The organism is Pseudomonas sp. H11T01 (assembly GCF_048515765.1).
In the GTDB taxonomy this organism is placed as follows: Bacteria; Pseudomonadota; Gammaproteobacteria; order Pseudomonadales; family Pseudomonadaceae; genus Aquipseudomonas.
In genome coordinates this window covers 287,500-303,348 of record NZ_JBLYED010000004.1, presented here as the reverse complement: position 1 = coordinate 303,348, position 15,849 = coordinate 287,500, and the positions used below count along the sequence as shown (strand labels likewise).

At 58.7% G+C, this 15,849-nt stretch carries 15 protein-coding genes; 10 read left to right on the top strand and 5 right to left on the bottom strand.

The window, feature by feature from the left end:
- Positions 1-172: 172 nt before the first annotated feature.
- Together ACN1C3_RS07680 and ACN1C3_RS07675 are read left to right on the top strand one after the other, a co-directional pair.
- Complete coding sequence (locus tag ACN1C3_RS07680) at positions 173-835, top strand: LysE family translocator (RefSeq protein WP_419115206.1); 663 nt, start codon at positions 173-175, stop codon at positions 833-835.
- 67 nt (positions 836-902) lie between these two features.
- A complete protein-coding gene (locus tag ACN1C3_RS07675) occupies positions 903-1,391 on the top strand; it encodes a GyrI-like domain-containing protein (RefSeq protein ID WP_419115205.1) in 489 nt (162 codons plus the stop codon).
- Positions 1,392-1,437: 46 nt separating this feature from the next.
- Here ACN1C3_RS07675 and ACN1C3_RS07670 read toward each other — a convergent pair whose 3' ends face one another.
- Positions 1,438-1,818, bottom strand: coding sequence for a hypothetical protein (locus tag ACN1C3_RS07670; protein ID WP_419115204.1), 381 nt, complete (start codon positions 1,816-1,818; stop codon positions 1,438-1,440).
- Between the two features lie 49 nt (positions 1,819-1,867).
- On the opposite strand from ACN1C3_RS07670, the gene ACN1C3_RS07665 reads away from it, so the two are divergent.
- Positions 1,868-2,365 carry a GNAT family N-acetyltransferase gene (locus tag ACN1C3_RS07665; protein ID WP_419115203.1) on the top strand — a complete coding sequence of 166 codons (498 nt, stop codon included), beginning with the start codon at positions 1,868-1,870 and terminating at the stop codon, positions 2,363-2,365.
- Positions 2,366-2,481: 116 nt separating this feature from the next.
- Here the strand turns inward: ACN1C3_RS07665 and ACN1C3_RS07660 are convergent, their stop codons facing one another.
- Positions 2,482-2,967, bottom strand: a complete 486-nt coding sequence (locus ACN1C3_RS07660) for a GNAT family N-acetyltransferase (RefSeq protein WP_419115202.1) — start codon at positions 2,965-2,967, stop codon at positions 2,482-2,484.
- Positions 2,968-3,253: 286 nt separating this feature from the next.
- On the opposite strand from ACN1C3_RS07660, the gene ACN1C3_RS07655 reads away from it, so the two are divergent.
- From ACN1C3_RS07655 to ACN1C3_RS07645, 3 genes are read left to right on the top strand one after another with little or no spacing between them, the layout of a single operon-like run.
- Positions 3,254-3,598: a YciI family protein gene (locus ACN1C3_RS07655; RefSeq protein ID WP_419115201.1), complete on the top strand. Its 345-nt coding sequence runs from the start codon at positions 3,254-3,256 to the stop codon at positions 3,596-3,598.
- A gap of 32 nt (positions 3,599-3,630) precedes the next feature.
- Positions 3,631-4,122, top strand: a complete 492-nt coding sequence (locus tag ACN1C3_RS07650; protein WP_419115200.1) for an SRPBCC family protein — start codon at positions 3,631-3,633, stop codon at positions 4,120-4,122.
- A complete protein-coding gene (locus tag ACN1C3_RS07645) occupies positions 4,122-5,366 on the top strand; it encodes an RNA polymerase sigma factor (protein ID WP_419115199.1) in 1,245 nt (414 codons plus the stop codon). The genes ACN1C3_RS07650 and ACN1C3_RS07645 overlap by 1 nt, the downstream gene beginning before the upstream one ends.
- A gap of 230 nt (positions 5,367-5,596) precedes the next feature.
- On the opposite strand, the gene ACN1C3_RS07640 is transcribed toward ACN1C3_RS07645, so the two are convergent.
- Positions 5,597-8,491 (bottom strand): ribonucleoside-diphosphate reductase subunit alpha, encoded by a 2,895-nt coding sequence (locus tag ACN1C3_RS07640; RefSeq protein ID WP_419115198.1) that lies wholly within the window; start codon positions 8,489-8,491, stop codon positions 5,597-5,599.
- Between the two features lie 737 nt (positions 8,492-9,228).
- Here ACN1C3_RS07640 and ACN1C3_RS07635 point away from each other — a divergent pair.
- Both ACN1C3_RS07635 and ACN1C3_RS07630 read left to right on the top strand, forming a co-directional pair.
- On the top strand, positions 9,229-9,948 hold the full coding sequence (locus ACN1C3_RS07635) for a response regulator (RefSeq protein WP_419115197.1): 720 nt from the start codon (positions 9,229-9,231) through the stop codon (positions 9,946-9,948).
- On the top strand, positions 9,945-11,555 hold the full coding sequence (locus ACN1C3_RS07630; RefSeq protein ID WP_419115196.1) for an ATP-binding protein: 1,611 nt from the start codon (positions 9,945-9,947) through the stop codon (positions 11,553-11,555). The genes ACN1C3_RS07635 and ACN1C3_RS07630 overlap by 4 nt, the downstream gene beginning before the upstream one ends.
- A 173-nt stretch (positions 11,556-11,728) precedes the next feature.
- Here ACN1C3_RS07630 and ACN1C3_RS07625 read toward each other — a convergent pair whose 3' ends face one another.
- Together ACN1C3_RS07625 and ACN1C3_RS07620 are read right to left on the bottom strand one after the other, a co-directional pair.
- Positions 11,729-12,454, bottom strand: coding sequence for a 4'-phosphopantetheinyl transferase family protein (locus ACN1C3_RS07625; RefSeq protein WP_419115195.1), 726 nt, complete (start codon positions 12,452-12,454; stop codon positions 11,729-11,731).
- Positions 12,455-12,660: 206 nt separating this feature from the next.
- Positions 12,661-13,452: a dienelactone hydrolase family protein gene (locus ACN1C3_RS07620; protein WP_419115194.1), complete on the bottom strand. Its 792-nt coding sequence runs from the start codon at positions 13,450-13,452 to the stop codon at positions 12,661-12,663.
- A 330-nt stretch (positions 13,453-13,782) separates the two neighbouring features.
- On the opposite strand from ACN1C3_RS07620, the gene ACN1C3_RS07615 reads away from it, so the two are divergent.
- Together ACN1C3_RS07615 and ACN1C3_RS07610 are read left to right on the top strand one after the other, a co-directional pair.
- Positions 13,783-14,460 (top strand): response regulator, encoded by a 678-nt coding sequence (locus ACN1C3_RS07615; RefSeq protein WP_419115193.1) that lies wholly within the window; start codon positions 13,783-13,785, stop codon positions 14,458-14,460.
- Positions 14,457-15,803, top strand: coding sequence for an ATP-binding protein (locus ACN1C3_RS07610; RefSeq protein ID WP_419115192.1), 1,347 nt, complete (start codon positions 14,457-14,459; stop codon positions 15,801-15,803). Before ACN1C3_RS07615 ends, ACN1C3_RS07610 begins: the two co-directional genes overlap by 4 nt.
- Positions 15,804-15,849: the final 46 nt, after the last annotated feature.

Here is a 15,849-nt window from a genome sequence, read left to right as displayed (position 1 = left end):
GGGGCGGCAGATTGTCCAGAGCGTGTAATCAAATATTTCGATGGCCGTTTGCGACGACATTCGGCACATTTACGAGCGCCGCATTTTTCTGCGATACAACCCGTACGCGCTTTGGGTTAAAACGCTGCGTTTAATGCTCGCCGACTACTCACCGCTTTCGATGGAATGAACGATGGAATTTACAAGTGGCTTCTTGCTGAGCCTTTCGCTGTGCCTGGATATCGGCGTGGCCAATATCGCGATGATCACCCTCGCCATGCAACGCGGTTATTTTCAGGGTTTTGCCCTCGGGCTTGGGACCTGCGTGGGTGATTTGATTTACGCACTGCTGGCATTGGCCGGCATGACGGTGTTACTGCAATACGAGACGGTGCGTTGGGTGCTGTGGATCGGCGGATCGACACTGCTGCTGTACTTCGCCGCGAAGATGATTTATTCGGCGATCTACCATCAGGCGGCCCTGGCCGAGGCGGGCGAAGTCAGTGGCGGCTCCCATCGGCGCGAGTTTTTCCGTGGGATTTTTCTGGCGATGTCCTCGCCAAGCGCCATCCTCTGGTTCGCTGCGGTGGGCGGCACGCTCATTGCTCGCTCCGGCGGCGGGAGCCTGCTCAGCTCCGGGTTGTTTCTGGCGGGATTCTTTTGCGCCGGACTGATTTGGTGTGGTGGCTTGTGCCTGGCGGCGACCCAGGGTGGCAAGTTGTTGGGCGACAAACTGTTGCGATACTCCTACATGGCATCTGCAGCGATCTTCTGCTATTTCGCGGTCTACGTGATCGTTTCGGGTTACAACGAGTTCGTCGGCTCGACCGGGGTCACACAACTTCCCGGCCTCTGACTGGGCGAATCGGGTTTGGCTTCTATACTCCCAGCCGAACCCACCTTTTTGTTCCAGGAGTTGAGTCATGGATGAACAAATACGCGTCGAAAGGGCTGAACCGCGTTTCGAACACGGTCATTTCCTGCTGATTGCAGGGCTCGGCGGGCGGTTTACTGCCGAGACAACTCAAGGCATCCCGCAGCTTTGGGAAAAATTCATTCCGCATATCGGCAAGGTCCCGGGCCAAAAAGACGACGTGACCTACGGCATTTGTTGCAACCCGGATGGCAAGGGCGGTTTTGAATACATCGCCGGAGTTGAAATCAGCAAGCTCGATGATTTGCCTGAGCAATACCGCTGGATTGAAGTACAGCCGCAGCACTATGCAGTGTTCGAGCACAAAGGCTCGTTGGCTACCTTGCCCCAGACCTTTCAATACATCTGGAAAACCTGGTTGCCCAAGTCCGGCCATGAAGCCGCGGATGCACCGGAGTTCGAGCGTTACAGCGCGGACTTCAATCCGCACACAGGGGAAGGTGTTCTGGAGATTTGGCTGCCGCTCAAGTCCGACTGATTCAGCTTCACAACCAGCTGCGGGCAGAAAGGAGCGCTGCCCGCGATCAAGACGATCTGAAGTTCCAGACCAGCTCGACGATGCGCTCCGCCATGATGATGTAAAACAAACACACCAGCACTTGAAAGGCGACGTGATAGCGCAGCTTCGAGAGCTTTTTCAGTCCATCGCAGATGTTCAACAGCATCAGGATCGTGGCCAGGCAGATCATCCCCCAACCGGCCAGATGAGAAACGAACAAGCCCAGGAGCAGCCGCGAGTCGCCGCGTAAAGCATCGTTGCCCGCAGCGAATAGCAGTGCGCACATCAGAAAATTTCTGAGATTGTCGAAGACATCTTTGGTGATGCCTTCATCGAGTTGCGACCAGAATTTTGTCAGGAACCGCCGCATCAAAGATCCCCTGTCCTTAGCTGTTGTTAAAATCACCGGCCGTTGCGCCTGTCGTCTTCACCTTACAAGGTAGCTGTTGTCTCCTATGAAATCGTCAAACACTGTTATCCGCCTGGTCACGCCCGCTGATCTGGACCGCTGTTTCGCCATCGAATCGGTTGCCTATGAAGGCGATGAAGCCGCAACCCGGGAAAAAATCGCCACGCGCATCGCCACCTGGCCTGAGGGTTTTATCGTGGCTGAAACCGATGGCGTGGTCGCAGGGTTCATCAACTCCGGCGCCGCCTGGCAGGTGGAAATGGCCGATGAAGCCTTCAAGGAACTGATCGGCCACGACCCGGACGGCCCGCACGTAGTGATCATGTCGGTGGTGGTGCATCCAGATTATCAGGGGCAAGGTCTGGCGAAACGCTTGATGAGCGAGTTCATCGAGCGCATGAGCGCAATGCAGAAGGCGAGCATCAACCTGATGTGCAAAGAGCGGCATGTGCCGTTTTATGAGCAGTTCGGTTTTATCTACCTTAAGGCTTCAGCCTCAGACCATGGCGGAATGGCCTGGCATGAAATGGTGTTGGATCTGTGATGTAACACCGATGATTGATCGTTCCCACGCGCAGCAAAGGAATGCCTCACCGGACGCTCCGCGTCCGCTTTGGATGTGACGCAGAGCGTGGGAACGATCAACAGGTCAATATCTCTTCAGAAAGCCAGCGCCAGCCTGCGCTCATAGCCGATCCGGCCTTTGTACGCTTCGCCGGTATCGACCCAGCCGTGCTTGAGGTACAGGTTGAGCGCCGCTTCATTGTGGGCGTCCACTGAGAGCATCAACCCGTTGATCTCCGGCCAGGTTTGGCGAGCGACTTGCGGCAGGGCTTGCAGGCAGGCTTTGCCATAGCCTTTGCCTTGGGCGCGGTGGTCGACTTGCAGGGCGTGCAGGGTGGCCGTGTCTTCATCGGCCCAATGGGGAAGACACGGCGGACGTTTGAGCAGCAGGAAAGCCACGGGAACTCCCTTCGCGAGCAAGGCAAAGCCTTTGACCCCGGGGTTGGGTTTGGACAGCAGGCTGTGCAAGGCGCTGTGGATATCGCCAGAGAATTCCTTTTGCTGCGGGTGGACTTCGATGGCTTCGACTTGTCGGCGCTGAACCGGGGTCAGGCTTTCGTAGGGCACAAGTTGAGTAGTCACGAGCGGTACCGACAAAGGTGAGATCCGGATTCTAACGAGTTTGCGGCGGGCAAAAGTATTTTTGTGGCAACACATCGAACGTGTCGATTTCGGTTCGTGCCATACGACTAAGGGTGTCTTCACGATTTAAACGCCGCACATTAGCGGTCGGTCGATGAACCTTCGCACCTCAATCGCAAGGAGAACCCTCATGAGCACTCACACCCCCGAAACTGAAATCCGCGCCTTGGTTCGCCAAACCGCGAATCAGCAGCCATAGTTGATCTGCTTGGTGACGGAGAATTTCATGAAATATCTATGTCTGGTCTACAGCGACGAGCATCAGCTGCACAGTCATCCCGATAGCCCGAAGGATGCCGAATGCATGGCTTACGCCGAGTCGGTTCAGGGCAGTGGCCGGATGCTCGCTGCCGAGGCTCTGGAGTCAGTGCAGACCGCCACCACGGTGCGTATGCGCAACGGCAAGCTGTCGATCACCGACGGCCCGTTCGCCGAAACCAAAGAGCAATTGGCCGGCTTCTATCTGATCGATGCCAAGGACCTCAACGAGGCCATCCAGGTCGCCGGCAACATCCCGGCGGCCCGAGTCGGCAGTGTTGAAGTACGTCCCGTACGTGAATTGAATCCCTGATAACAACCATAAGCATAAGCAGGAGATCCCCGATGAGCGCTCAACTCACTCAGCGCCAGCCCGCCGAATTCGAGTTATCCCTCAGCCGTTTGATTGATGCACCGCGCAGTAAAATTTTCCGCGCCTGGACCGATCCGCAGTTGCTTGCGCAGTGGTGGGGGCCCCATGGCATGACCACGCCGGAATGTGAGATGGACCTGTGGGTCGGTGGCCAGTTTCGCACCCTGATGCGCGCACCGGACGGCAGCGAGTATCCGACCCAGGGCATCTATCTGGAGATTGTCGCGCCACAGCGGATTGTCTTTACCGATGCTTTCAAACCGGGCTGGATTCCTTCGGGAAAACCCTTCATGACCGCTGAAGTGATCCTTGAAGATGTAGATGGCAAAACCCTCTACACCGCGCGCGCCATGCACTGGACTGAAGAGGATCTTCAGGCCCATGAGGCGATGGGTTTTCATGAGGGGTGGGGACAGAGCCTGGACCGGTTGGTAACGCTGGTGACCGAAGGCATGCCCGACTGATGCCGGGCGAGGCGAGCGGGGCGGTCAAGGCACTGGTCGAGACGGTTTATCGCACCGAGTCTCGGCGGATACTCGCGACCCTGATTCGCTTGCTCGGCGATTTCGATCTTGCCGAAGAGGCTTTGCATGAAGCCTTCTTTGTTGCGGTCGAGCGCTGGCAGCGTGACGGTGTGCCGGACAATCCGCGCACCTGGCTGGTGTCGACCGGGCGCTTCAAGGCCATTGACGGGTTGCGTCGGCGGGCGCGCTTCAGTGCATCCCAGGCGGCGTTGGTCAGCCAGATGGAAGCGCTCGAAGAGGCCGACTGGAGCGAGGAAGACGTGGAGGACGATCGGCTGCGTTTGATCTTCACCTGCTGCCACCCGGCCTTGGCGGCAGATGCTCAAGTGCCGTTGACGCTTCGGGAAATCTGCGACCTGACCACCGAAGAAATCGCCCGGGCTTTTCTCACGGCGCCGACCACCATCGCCCAACGCATTGTGCGCGCCAAGGCGAAGATTCGTGATGCGAAAATCCCCTATCAAGTGCCGTCCATGGCCGAACTGCCTGAGCGTTTGGACAGCGTATTGCGGGTGATTTATCTGGTGTTCAACGAAGGCTATTCGGCGTCGATGGGCGCGCAGCTGACCCGGGAAGACCTGACCACCGAGGCCATACGCCTTGCTCGCTTGCTGATGGAGCTGCTGCCGGAATCTGAGGTGATGGGCCTGTTGGCGCTGATGCTGCTGCATGAGTCGCGACGCCCGGCCCGGACTTCGGCTGCGGGTGAGTTGATTGTGCTGGATGAACAGGACCGTTCGTTGTGGAATGCCGAACTGATCGCTGAAGGCTGTGCTCTGGTGGAGCAGGCGCTGAGCACTCGGCGCTTTGGCCCTTATTGCCTGCAAGCCGCGATCGCCGCGGTGCATGCTGAAGCGCCAACCGCAGGGGAGACCGACTGGATTCAGATCGTCGGCCTGTATGACGTACTGCTGCGGGCGGTGCCTTCGCCGGTTATCGAGCTGAACCGCGCGGCAGCCTTGGCCAAGCGAGATGGGCCCTTGGCCGGGCTGGAATTGATCGAGGGCATTCTGGCGCGAGGTGAACTACTTGATTACCACTTGGCACATTCGGCCCGGGCAGAGTTTTGTCGGCAACTGGGACGTGTTGAGCAGGCCAGAGAGGCTTGGCAGCGGGCCCTTGAATTGACTCAACAACTGCCGGAGCGGCGGTTTATAGAGCGGCGGCTGAGGGAGTTGAAATGATCAATGTTTCTGTGTGCCTGCGGGCCTCTTCGCGGGCAAGCCCGCTCCCACAGTGTCCGAGTGGAACCGCTCTATTTGTGGCTGGCGAATAACCTGTGGGAGCGGGCTTGCCCGCGAAGCGAACACTGCAATTTTTCACGCAGGCAAAAGAAAACCCCCGATAAACCCAAATCCAGCCAGGGTCTATCGGGGGCTTCAAATAAGCGCCGTCAGGCGCTTACCCGCTCAGCTTATTGGCAAGCTTCGCAATCCGGCTCGTCGATGGCGCAGGCTTTTGGCACTGGCGCTGGACCGGCAGGGGCTGCCAGTACCGAATCGTCACCGTGGTTACCGCCGCTGGAAACAGCGTTCAGCTTGCTGGTGCTGATGGTCGACTTCTCGGTGCTGGTCGCGGCCAGGGCACGGAGGTAGTAAGTGGTTTTCAGACCACGGTACCAAGCCATGCGGTAGGTCACGTCGAGTTTTTTACCCGATGCGCCGGCGATGTACAGGTTCAGCGACTGAGCCTGGTCGATCCACTTCTGACGGCGGCTGGCGGCGTCAACGATCCACTTGGTGTCCACTTCGAAAGCAGTCGCGTAGAGCTCTTTGAGTTCTTGCGGGATGCGTTCGATCTGCTGCACGGAACCGTCGTAGTACTTCAGGTCGTTGATCATGACCGAGTCCCACAAGCCGCGGGCTTTCAGGTCGCGAACCAGGTACGGGTTGATCACGGTGAATTCGCCCGAGAGGTTCGATTTCACATACAGGTTTTGGTAGGTCGGTTCGATCGACTGCGATACGCCAGTGATGTTGGCGATGGTGGCGGTCGGTGCGATGGCCATGATGTTGGAGTTACGAATACCTTTCTGCACGCGGGCACGGACCGGCGCCCAGTCGAGGGATTCGTTCAGGTCGACATCAATGTACTTCTGGCCACGCTGTTCGATCAGGATCTGTTGCGAATCCAGCGGCAGGATGCCTTTGGACCACAGCGAACCCTGGAACGTCTCGTAAGCGCCGCGCTCATCGGCCAGGTCGCAGGAAGCCTGGATCGCGTAGTAGCTGACCGCTTCCATCGACTTGTCGGCGAACTCGACGGCAGCGTCGGAACCGTACGGGATGTGTTGCAGGTACAAAGCGTCCTGGAAGCCCATGATGCCCAGACCGACCGGACGGTGCTTGAAGTTGGAGTTCTTCGCTTGTGGCACCGAGTAGTAGTTGATGTCGATCACGTTATCGAGCATCCGTACGGCGGTGTTCACGGTGCGTTCCAGTTTGGCGGTGTCGAGCTTGCCGTTGGTGATGTGGTTCGGCAGGTTGATCGAACCCAGGTTGCAAACAGCGATCTCGTCCTTGTTGGTGTTCAAGGTGATCTCGGTGCACAGGTTCGAGCTGTGAACCACGCCAACGTGCTGCTGTGGGCTACGCAGGTTGCATGGGTCTTTGAACGTCAGCCATGGGTGGCCGGTTTCGAAGAGCATGGAAAGCATTTTGCGCCACAGGTCTTTGGCCTGGATGGTCTTGAACAGTTTGATCTTGCCCGGGTACTGGGACAGGGCTTCGTAGTACTCGTAACGCTCTTCGAAGGCCTTGCCGGTCAGGTCGTGCAGATCCGGTACTTCGGACGGCGAGAACAGGGTCCACGGGCCGTCATCGAAGACGCGCTTCATGAACAGGTCAGGGATCCAGTTGGCAGTGTTCATGTCGTGGGTACGACGACGATCATCACCGGTGTTCTTGCGCAGCTCGATGAACTCCTCGATGTCCATGTGCCAGGTTTCCAGGTAGGCGCAGACAGCGCCTTTGCGCTTACCGCCCTGGTTGACGGCTACGGCGGTGTCGTTCACTACTTTCAGGAACGGTACGACGCCTTGGGATTTGCCATTGGTGCCCTTGATGTAAGAGCCCAGTGCGCGAACAGGCGTCCAGTCGTTGCCCAGACCGCCAGCGAATTTCGACAGCATGGCGTTGTCGTGGATCGCGTGGTAGATGCCCGACAGGTCATCCGGCACGGTGGTCAGGTAGCAGCTCGACAGCTGTGGACGCAGGGTGCCGGCGTTGAACAGGGTCGGGGTCGAGGACATGTAGTCGAAGGACGACAACAGGTTGTAGAACTCGATGGCACGGTCTTCTTTGTTCTTCTCTTCGATCGCCAGGCCCATGGCCACGCGCATGAAGAAGATCTGCGGCAGTTCGAAACGGATACCGTCCTTGTGGATGAAGTAACGGTCGTACAGGGTCTGCAGGCCCAGGTAGGTGAACTGCTGATCACGCTCGTGGTTGATCGCCTTGCCGAGTTTTTCCAGGTCGAAGGTGGCCAGAACCGGGTTCAGCAATTCGAACTGGATGCCCTTGGCGATGTACGAAGGCAGGGCCTTGGCGTACAGGTCGACCATTTCGTGGTGAGTGGCGCTGTCGGCCACTTCGAGGAAGCTCAGGCCTTCGGCACGCAGGGTGTCCATCAGCAGGCGAGCGGTCACGAAGGAGTAGTTCGGCTCACGCTCAACCAGCGTACGGGCGGTCATCACCAGCGCGGTGTTGACGTCTTTGAGCGCCACGCCGTCGTAGAGGTTTTTCAGGGTTTCGCGCTGGATCAGGTCACCGTCGACTTCTGCCAGACCTTCGCAGGCCTCGGTCACGATGGTGTTCAGACGACCCATGTCGAGCGGTGCCAGGCTGCCATCGGCAAGGGCAATGCGGATTGATGGGTGAGCTTGTACCGGCTCCTCGCTGGTGGTGCGAACGGCGCGCTCTTTGGAGCGGGCGTCACGGTAGATCACGTAGTCGCGAGCGACTTTCTGTTCGCCGGCACGCATCAGGGCCAGTTCTACCTGGTCCTGGATTTCTTCAATATGGATAGTGCCGCCCGATGGCATGCGACGCTTGAAGGTCGCGGAGACTTGTTCGGTCAGGCGGGCAACGGTGTCGTGGATTCGCGACGAGGCAGCAGCGGTGCCGCCTTCAACTGCGAGGAACGCTTTGGTGATGGCGACGGTAATTTTGTCATCGGTGTAAGGAACGACAGTGCCGTTACGCTTGATCACGCGCAGTTGGCCCGGCGCGGTGGCGGACAGATCCAGATTCGAATCAGCGGCCTGCGGCACGGTGCCCTGCGGGTTCTCGCGAGTTGTGTCGGTTTGCATGGGTGTCTCCACGTTCTCTATGTTTGTTTGGGCACCATCACGGTGCCCACCGTTCCGTCCTGAAGCACTACAACCGGCAAACGCCGGGCATAACAACTTCAGGACAGTAGGAAGGAGCTCTTTCGGGCGTCGCTTCCATGCCGAAGTCTTTGGTTTCCAGCCGCAGGGCTGAAAACCGAATTCTTGACGGGTGACAGTATTCATACTGCAACACCCGTTCCGTTTTCGCCGCCAGAGGCGGGAAAACAGTAGCCATCCGCAGGCGCGGTTTGGGCTTCTGAAAAAGTGTTTAGTTCAACCAAACAGAAGCAAGAAAAGCGCTTGAGTTTCTTGTCTGATTTGTGTTTGGTTTTTTGCGCAAAACCCTACATGTAGGGTTTTTTTGCCGCCGGGCTACAAGATAATGCGTTTTGGGGGGCGATTGCAACGTGCTGCCTGTGGATAAAGCTGTGCGTAAATTGTGTATGAAACCGCCAAACGTCGTGTAGGCCGCGACCGTACCGTAATAGACCGTTTGTCACTGAATCAAGCCGCCGAAAACAGCCTTGGGCGGATTTTTGCGGGCGCGAACCCTATCACAAAAAAACGCTGTCACCGAGCGCATTTGCCTGCTTGTGTTCTTAAGGGGAGCCATTGCTACAATCGCTCCTTCTATACGCTGTCTTATCCATCCTGATCATTACAAAAAGAGGGGTGGATCCTTCCTGAATTGTGGTTTTGGCAAAAAGAGGTCACCCGTGGAGCAAGAAGCCTGGCAGGTATTGATTGTCGAGGATGACCAGCGTCTGGCTGAGTTGACCCGCGAGTACCTGGAAAGCAACGGTCTGCGGGTCGCTATCGAGGGTAACGGTGCCCTGGCAGCGGCGCGGATCATTGCCGAGCAACCGGACCTGGTGATCCTCGACCTGATGCTCCCCGGCGAAGACGGTCTGAGCATCTGCCGCAAGGTGCGCGATCGTTATGACGGGCCGATCCTGATGCTGACCGCGCGCACCGACGACATGGACCAGGTCTTGGGCCTGGACATGGGCGCCGATGATTACGTGTGCAAACCGGTGCGCCCGCGCTTGTTGCTGGCGCGGATCCAGGCGTTACTGCGGCGCAGTGAGCCGCCGCAAGCAGTGGCCCCTGAAAGGCGTCTGCAGTTCGGCCCACTGGTGGTGGATAACGCGTTACGCGAAGCCTGGCTGAATGAGAGCGGTATCGAGCTGACCAGTGCCGAGTTCGATTTGCTGTGGCTGTTGGTGGCCAATGCCGGGCGGATTCTTTCCCGCGAAGAGATTTTCACCGCGCTGCGGGGCATCGGTTACGACGGTCAGGATCGCTCCATTGATGTGCGGATCTCGCGCATTCGCCCGAAAATCGGCGATGACCCGATTCATCCACGGCTGATCAAGACCATTCGCAGCAAAGGCTACTTGTTCGTCCCCGAAGCGTGCGTAGACATGCCGCTGTGAACTCGATTTTCCTGCGTATCTATGGCGGCATGTGTGCAGCGCTGATTCTGGTGGCAGTGCTTGGCGCGCTGGCGCTGAACCTGCTCAATCAAGTGCGCAGTGAGCAGTACCGCGAGCGCTTGGCTCACGGTACGTTTTCGTTGATGGCCGACAACCTGCAACCGATGAGCGAGATCGAGCGGCGTCGGGCGCTGGTGGTGTGGGAGCGTTTGTTGGGGATTCCCCTGGCCTTGCAAACCTTCACCCAGACCAATCTTGATCTGACCCAGCGCAGTCGTGTGCAGCGGGGTCAGGCGCTGGTTGAGCAGACCGGCCCGTACGCGGCGAAGGTCTACCGTTTGGTCAGCGATAAAGAACAACTGGTCCTCACGGGCGAAGTGCAACAAATCAGCGAGCAACTGGCGCGGGCAACTATTTACCTGTTGGCCGATGAGCTGGTGCGTTACCCGGTGGCGGAGCAACCGCAACGCCTGGCGGCGCTGAAGGCGGACAAGGGCTTTGGCTTCGAGCTGCAACTGGTCACCCTCGATCAGGCGGACATGGACGAGGACCAGCGTCGCCGGGTCTCCGAAGGCGATACGGTGATGGCGCTGGGCAAGGGCGGCGATTCGATACGGGTGTTTGCCGGTATGGTCGGCACGCCCTGGGTGCTGGAAATCGGTCCGCTGTATCAGATGAATCCTTATCCGCCGCAATGGCTGGTGTTGATCGCAGCGCTTGGCTTGAGCCTGATCGGTTTGATTGTGTATTTGCTGGTGCGACAACTGGAGCGGCGTTTGAGCGGGCTGGAATCGGCCGCGACGCGGATCGCCAAGGGCAGCCTGGAAACCCGGGTGCCGGCCCGCGGTGCCGACTCGATCGGGCGCCTGGCGGCCGCCTTCAATGGCATGGCCGAGCACCTGCAGCGATTGCTGGCGATTCAGCGTGAACTGGTGCGGGCGGTGTCTCATGAGTTGCGTACACCGGTGGCGCGCTTGCGTTTTGGTCTGGAGATGATCGGTTCTGCTACTACCGACCAAGCGCGGGAAAAATACAGGGTGGGCATGGACAACGATATCCAGGACCTCGACCGGTTGGTGGACGAAATGCTCACCTACGCACGCCTGGAGCAGGGTTCGCCGGCGCTGAATTTTCAGCGGGTCGATCTGGATGCTTTGGTCAACCAGGTGATCAGCGAGTTGGCGCCGTTACGTGCCGACGTCAAGGTTCAGCGCGGTTTGTGTTTGTCCGCTGCCGACTGTGATGACGCCTGGGTCGAGGCCGAGCCGCGCTACCTGCACCGTGCGTTGCAGAATCTGCTGAGCAACGCCATGCGTCACGCCGAGTCGCAGGTGTCCATCAGCTATCAGGTCGGCCAGCAGCGTTGTCGGGTGGATGTCGAAGACGACGGCCCTGGGGTTCCGGAAAGCGCGTGGGAACGGATCTTTACGCCTTTCTTGCGTTTGGACGACAGCCGAACCCGCGCGTCTGGTGGGCATGGCCTGGGGTTGTCGATTGTGCGGCGGATCATTCACTGGCATGACGGCCGGGCGTTGATCAGCAAGAGCAAGAAGCTGGGCGGAGCGTGTTTCAGCCTGAGCTGGCCGCGGCATCAGGAGAAGAATTGAGCCAGGTCCCAGGATTCTCTATTGGCCTATAGATCGCCATCGCGAGCAGGTCGGATCGCCGCACCGTCGCTCCCACATTAGATCTTCAGTGTGTTCGCGATTTTGCGATCAACACAGGTCCACTGTGGGAGCGAGCCTGCTCGCGATAACGGCCGAACAGGCGCTAAAGATCTTCAGGCCTCAATGCTGACCAAACTCAACAACTGCCCATCCCCCACAGAAAACTGCGCATCCAGCTCACTGCCGTTGCGCCACTCGCTGGAAAGATCGGTCAGCAGGCGCAGACGGGCATGTCCACTTTCGCTCCATTCAAGCAGTTCGGCATGCTCGAAATAGAAGCGCTGCTGAACGATCGGGTAGAGCGCTTTGAACAGGCTTTCCTTCACCGAGAACGTCAGAGTCACCAACAGGGCGATGTGTTCCTGGGGGCCGGCGGCCATGCGTTGTAACTCGGGCGGGGTGAGGATTTCACCGGCCAGTCGCTGGGCGCGCTCTGTGTTGAGCAGGTTTTCCAGGTCCATCCCCAAACCGCGCCAATGCGCCTTGCGCGCAACAATGGCTGCGGCCCGGCCGGTGCTGTGGGTAATCGAACCGCAGATATGCGCTGGCCACACCGGCGCGCGATCCTCGCCAATGGCCGGGATGCAATCGAGTCCCTCAAGTTGCTGCAAGGCGGCCCGAGCGCAGAGTCGCCCGGCGAGATACTCGGCCTGACGCTTGGCCACCGAACGCTGAATACTCGCGGGTGGCTCGATAGCGCTGCGCTGGAAATCATCGGGCGCTAACAGCGACGGATCAAAGTGAGTACCCAGCAACACCGTCTCCGGCAGAGCGACAGGCAACGGCCAGTGAGCGTCGAGTGGGGTGCAGCAGGCGGGAAGGGCGGGGTGTGGATTCATACCGGGCATTTTGCCGGGTCGGGACAGCGCTGGGTAGTGACTCTGGTGTAATCCCTGTGGGAGCGGGCTTGCCCGCGAAGAACGATGACGCGCGATGCCTGAAAAACCGCGGTGTTCGCTTCGCGGGCATGCCCGCTCCCACAGGGTACGTGCGATCCATGTGGGAGCGTGGCTTGCCCGCGAAGGCCGTTATGCAGTCTTGCTGATCACCCAAAAATCTTCTTGAAGAACGCCTGCATGTCCGCCCACGAATGCTCATCGGCCGCTTTGTTGTAGCCAATATCAGGCCCGCCATGATCGCCGTGGCTCAGGCGATCGGCATCCGGGTTGCTAAAACCATGCTTGGCGCCTGCAAGGAGGACGAATTTATAGTCGGCGCCAGCCTTGTCCATTTCGGCCTTGAAGGCCTTGACGTTGTCCGGTGTGACCATGCTGTCCTTGGCGCCGTGCTCAACCAGTAATTTGGCCTTGACGCTGCCCGGTGTGGCTGGGGTGGTGGTCGCCAATGCACCGTGGAAACTCACCACGCCGGCCAGTGGCACGCCCTGGCGTGCCGCATCCAGCACGACTTTGCCGCCGAAGCAGTAACCGATGGCGGCGAGTTTGTTCGGGTCGGTCTGAGGCTGTTTTTTCAATAGATCGAGACCGGCATTGAAGCGGGCACTGGCCGCCGCGCTATCTTTTGTCGCCGCCTCCATAAAGGCCATGGCGTCCTTTGGATGCTCGGTGTTCTTGCCTTCGCCATACATGTCGATGGCCAGCGCGCTGTACCCCAGCGCGGCCAGGTCACGGGCGCGACGCTTGGCATAGTCGTTGAGCCCCCACCATTCATGAACCACGACGATACCGGGACGAGCGCCCTGAATGCTGTCGTCATAGGCGTAATAGCCGATGAGTTTGGTACCGTCCGGACTCTGATAAGGAATTTCCTGGGTCTTGATCGCCGCCTGACTCAGCCCGCTCAAGACCAGCAATGCGAAAGCAAGGAACATGCGCATGGTCAGCTCTCCTTTAAAAGACGTCCAGATAGCCTAGTCGATTTGATTCAGCTTAGGTTCAGAGCGCGTTCAGGGTGAGTTCAGGGACAGGTGGTTAACCTAGCAGCAAGTTTCGCAGAACACGTCAGTTGAACTGGGTTACCGTTATCTGCGCTGCAATGCCGGCACCGAGATGAGTGAGCGCGGTAGCAGCAGGCAGGAGTCGCTGAGCCTGACCAGAAGCGAACAAACCTGGCTGTCGGCCAACTACGCTTTCTAAAGTCTGGCCTGAATTTGACGTTGCCGTGTAAGTGATCAGGGCGCATGAAGCGCCCCTGGAGAGTCGATTTTATGAAACTGCTGGTCGTCGAAGATGAGGCGCTGCTGCGTCATCACTTGCAAACCCGACTCACGGACAGCGGTCATGTGGTCGAGGCCGTGGCCAATGCCGAGGAGGCGGTGTACCAGACTGCGCAGTTCAACCATGACCTGGCGGTGATCGATCTCGGTCTGCCGGGTATGGGCGGCCTCGACCTGATTCGCCAACTGCGCGCGCAAGGCAAGACCTTTCCTATTCTGATCCTCACCGCGCGCGGTAACTGGCAGGACAAAGTCGAAGGACTGGCTGCGGGTGCCGACGACTATGTGGTCAAACCGTTTCAGTTCGAAGAGCTGGATGCACGGCTCAATGCCTTGTTGCGCCGTTCCAGCGGGTTTACCCAGTCGACCATCACCGCCGGGCCCTTGCTGCTTGATCTGAATCGCAAGCAGGCGTCCCTCGATGAACAGCCGTTGGCCTTGACTGCTTATGAGTACCGGATCCTCGAGTACTTGATGCGCCATCACCAACAAGTGGTGGCCAAGGACCGCTTGATGGAGCAGCTCTACCCGGATGACGACGAGCGTGATCCGAATGTGATCGAAGTCTTGGTCGGGCGCTTGCGACGTAAGCTGGAAGGGTCTGCCGGGTTCAAGCCGATCGATACCGTGCGCGGCCTGGGTTACCTGTTCAACGAGCGCTGCCGGTGATTCGTTCGTTACGTCTGCGCTTGATGCTGGCGGCGACCACCTTGGCCGTGTTGTTCATGCTGGCGTTGTTGCCGGCGATGCAGGGGGCATTCAGCCTGGCGTTGCAGGATTCCATCGAGCAGCGCCTGGCCTCGGATGTGACCACGCTGATTTCTGCTGCGCGGGTCGAAAACAACCACTTGTTGATGCCGACGCAGCTGCCGGATGAGCGTTTCAATCTCACCGACAGCCGTTTGCTCGGCTATATCTATGACCGCGATGGGCATCTGGTCTGGCGCTCGAAGGCAACCCAGGAAGAAAACATAAACTACACCCCGCGTTACGACGGGCGTGGCAATGAGTTCGCACGCATTCGCGAGGCTGATGGCCAGGAGTTCTTCGTCTATGACGTCGAGGTCAAGTTGCTCGGTGGCAAAAGCGCGGCGTTCAGTATTGTCGCGCTGCAACCGGTGCGCGAGTATCAGCTGACTATGGAAGGGGTGCGGGAAAACCTCTATCTGGGTTTCGGCGCTGCACTATTGGTGTTGCTGGCGTTACTTTGGATTGGTCTGACCTGGGGCTTGCAGGCGTTGCGGCGTTTGAGTCAGGAGTTGGATCAGATCGAGGGCGGGACCCGCGAAAGCCTCAGCGAAGAGCACCCCCGTGAGCTGCTGCGATTGACCGGCTCGTTGAACCGCTTGTTGCATAGCGAACGCGAGCAGCGCACTCGTTATCGTGATTCGCTGGATGACCTGGCCCACAGCTTGAAAACCCCATTGACGGTCTTGCAAGGGGTGAGTGAGGACATGGCTCGGCGACCGCAGGATCGGGATCAGGCCTGGGTGCTGCAAAGCCAGATCGAACGCATGAGTCAGCAGATCAGCTATCAATTGCAGCGCGCGAGCCTGCGAAAAAGTGGTCTGGTTCGTCATCAGGTCCGGCTACGGCCGGTGCTGCAAAGCCTGTGCGACACACTGGACAAAGTCTATCGCGATAAGCGGGTACGGGTGTCTTTCGATCTGTCAGAGCCGTGTTATGTGCCGATCGAACAGGGCGCCTTGCTCGAGATGATGGGCAACCTGTTGGAGAACGCCTACCGTCTGTGTTTGAGCGAGGTGCGCATTAGCGTTCGCGAGACCCTGAGCAGTACTGAGTTGTGCGTGGAAGATGACGGCCCCGGCGTACCAACGGATCAACGCGCACGAATCCTGCAGCGAGGAGAGCGTCTGGACCGCCAGCATCCGGGACAGGGCATCGGCCTGGCAGTCGTCAAGGACATCATCGAAAGCTATGGCGCGAAGTTGACGCTGGATGATTCGCCGCTGGGCGGGGCGGCGTTCAGGATTCATTTTTTGGTGGTTTGAGTTTGCGTGCTATTCGGGCCGCTGGAAATTCATGTTGGTTTCGCTG